The 2,268-nt window shown below is 70.0% G+C and carries 4 protein-coding genes; all 4 read left to right on the forward strand.

Annotation, left to right across the window (positions count from 1 at the left end):
* The coding region (locus GVN21_RS20235) for an ATP-binding protein (protein WP_166576545.1) at window positions 1-433 on the forward strand (433 nt) is incomplete at its 5' end.
* 110 nt (window positions 434-543) lie between these two features.
* The gene (locus GVN21_RS20240; protein WP_166576546.1) at window positions 544-963 is read left to right on the forward strand and encodes an EF-hand domain-containing protein; all 420 of its coding nucleotides are present in this window, start codon (window positions 544-546) and stop codon (window positions 961-963) included.
* A gap of 88 nt (window positions 964-1,051) precedes the next feature.
* Window positions 1,052-1,435, forward strand: a complete 384-nt coding sequence (locus GVN21_RS20245) for a BlaI/MecI/CopY family transcriptional regulator (RefSeq protein ID WP_166576547.1) — start codon at window positions 1,052-1,054, stop codon at window positions 1,433-1,435.
* Window positions 1,428-2,268: M56 family metallopeptidase (locus GVN21_RS20250; RefSeq protein ID WP_240903053.1), on the forward strand; the 841-nt coding region annotated here is incomplete at its 3' end. The genes GVN21_RS20245 and GVN21_RS20250, both read left to right, overlap by 8 nt.

A 2,268-nucleotide genomic window follows, 5' to 3' on the forward strand; every position in this document is an offset into this window, starting at 1 on the left:
CAAGCGTGCGGGCCGCTTCGGCGCGGTAGAAGGGCTCGAACACCCGCTCCAGTTCGGCGGGCGGGTCGGGATAGAGACCGTCCAGTCGCTGACCGTCGAGGCCGACGCCGTGGCCCTGAAGCGCCTGTTCGCCAACCTGGTCGATAACGCCGTCAAGTACGGCGGCGAGGCCCGCATCCGCCTGACCCGCGAGGGCGATGAGGCGGTGACCCGCGTCACTGACGCCGGCCCAGGCCTGCCGCCCGCCGAACTGGAGCGGGTGTTCGAGCCCTTCTACCGCGCCGAAGCGGCCCGCACGCTTGAGGGCGGCGTCGGCCTGGGACTGGCCGCCGCCCGCTCCATAGCCCGCGCCCACGGCGGGGATGTGACCCTGGCCAACCATGGAGCCGGGCTGACGGCCACGGTGCGCCTGCCCCTGCCGAGAGGGGTTTGATTTCACGGCGGTTTCCAGTTCGGCCAGTTTGGTTTCAGCGTGAAACACGGCACGCACACTGCAGGTCACACAGCCGGCGGCGCCCCCTGCCGCCGAGAAGGAGACCTCCCATGCAGATATCCAGCCTGATGTCGTCCGGCGGCGCCGAGGCGGCCCTGGCGATGCGCCAATCGATGTTCAAGTCCGCCGACGCGGATGGAGACGGCAAGCTGAGCGCCACCGAGGCGCAATCGATGAAGCCTTCCGGCCCACCGCCGGGACCGCCGCCGGCCATGGCAGGCGGCACGATGGGCTCGCTCCTCCAGGCGCAGGAGGAGTTCCAACGCCCGAGCCTCGAGGACCTGTTCGCCGAGGCGGACGCGGACGCCGACGGGTCGCTGACCTTCGATGAACTGGAGGCCGCCGGCTCCAGGCGCATGGAAGCCCTGCAGGCGACAAACGAAGCCCAACCCGCCGAGGCGACCGGCGCCATCGACTGGGAGGCGCTGCTGGCGGCGCTGACCGAGGAGAAGGACTCCGAGGCCGCCTGAGCGATCTGCGTCATTCCGGCCGCCGCGCCGGGATGACGCAGATAATTTTGCCGCTTGACGCCCTGCATTACGGGCGTAGTCTCACCTGATGGCCCGTGAACCCGTCCAGATCACCAGCGCCGAAAGCCAGGTCATGGAAGCCCTGTGGCGCAAAGGCGCCTGCACGGCCGATGAGCTGGTCGCCGAGGTCAAGCAGGCCCAGGATTGGGGCGACGCCACGGTCAAGACGCTGATCAACCGCCTGCTCAAGAAGTCGGTCATCCAGTCGGAGCGGGCGGGTGGACGCCACCAGTACCGCCCCCTGGTGCAGCGCGACGAATACGTCAGCAACGAGAGCCAGGGCCTGCTGGATCGGCTGTTCGACGGCGAGCTGGCGCCGCTGATCTCCCACTTCGCCGAGCACCGCAAGCTGAGCCCCCAGGAGGTGGCCCGGCTGAAGGCGCTGATTTCGGAGATGGGCGATGATGAGTGATCTGTTGATCACCCTCGCCAAGCTGAACCTGGCGGCGGCTGCCGCCATCCTGATTGTCCTCGTCCTGCGTCGCCCGATCCTGCGACTGTTCGGCGCCCAGGCTGTCTATGCCCTGTGGCTGATCGTGCCGTTGGCCGCCGCCGCCAGTCTGCTGCCGCCGATGCGCACCGTGACGGCCGCCGCCTCCGGCCCGGACCTGGCCCATATCATCGAGAGCCAGCCTTGGCTGTCCGGCGCCGCCATCCTGGCCTGGCTGTTTGGGGCGGCCGTGATGACGCTGTCGCTGGTCAAGGGCCAGCAGCGGTTCATGCGTCGGGCCGCGCGCGGCCAGGCCGGGCCGGCCATCGTCGGGGTGATCGATCCCCGCCTGATCCTTCCCGGCGATTTCGCCGAACGGTTCACCCCGCGCGAGCAGGCCCTGATCCGGGCCCATGAGCGGGTGCATATGGAGCGGGATGATGCGCGCGCCAACGCCGTGCTGGCGGCGGTGCAGTGCCTGTTCTGGTTCAACCCGCTGATCCACATGGCCGCCCGCGCCATCCGCCTGGACCAGGAGCTGAGCTGTGACGCGGTGGTGGTGGCCCGCTACCCCAAAGACCGCAAGCGCTACGCCGCCACCATGCTGAAGACCCAGCTGGCCGAACAGGCGCTGCCGGTCGGCTGTTACTGGCCGGCGCCGGGCAAGCACCCGCTGGAAGCCCGCATCGCCCTGTTGATCGCGCCCTCGCCCGGGACCGGCCGCCAACTGCTGGGCTTCGGCCTGGTGGCCGCCATCGCCCTGATGACGGCCGCCGCCGCCTGGAGCGCCCAGCCGCCCCGCAAGGAAGCCCCCC

The sequence above is a fragment of the Caulobacter sp. SLTY genome, from assembly GCF_009905535.1.
In the GTDB taxonomy this organism is placed as follows: Bacteria; Pseudomonadota; Alphaproteobacteria; order Caulobacterales; family Caulobacteraceae; genus Caulobacter.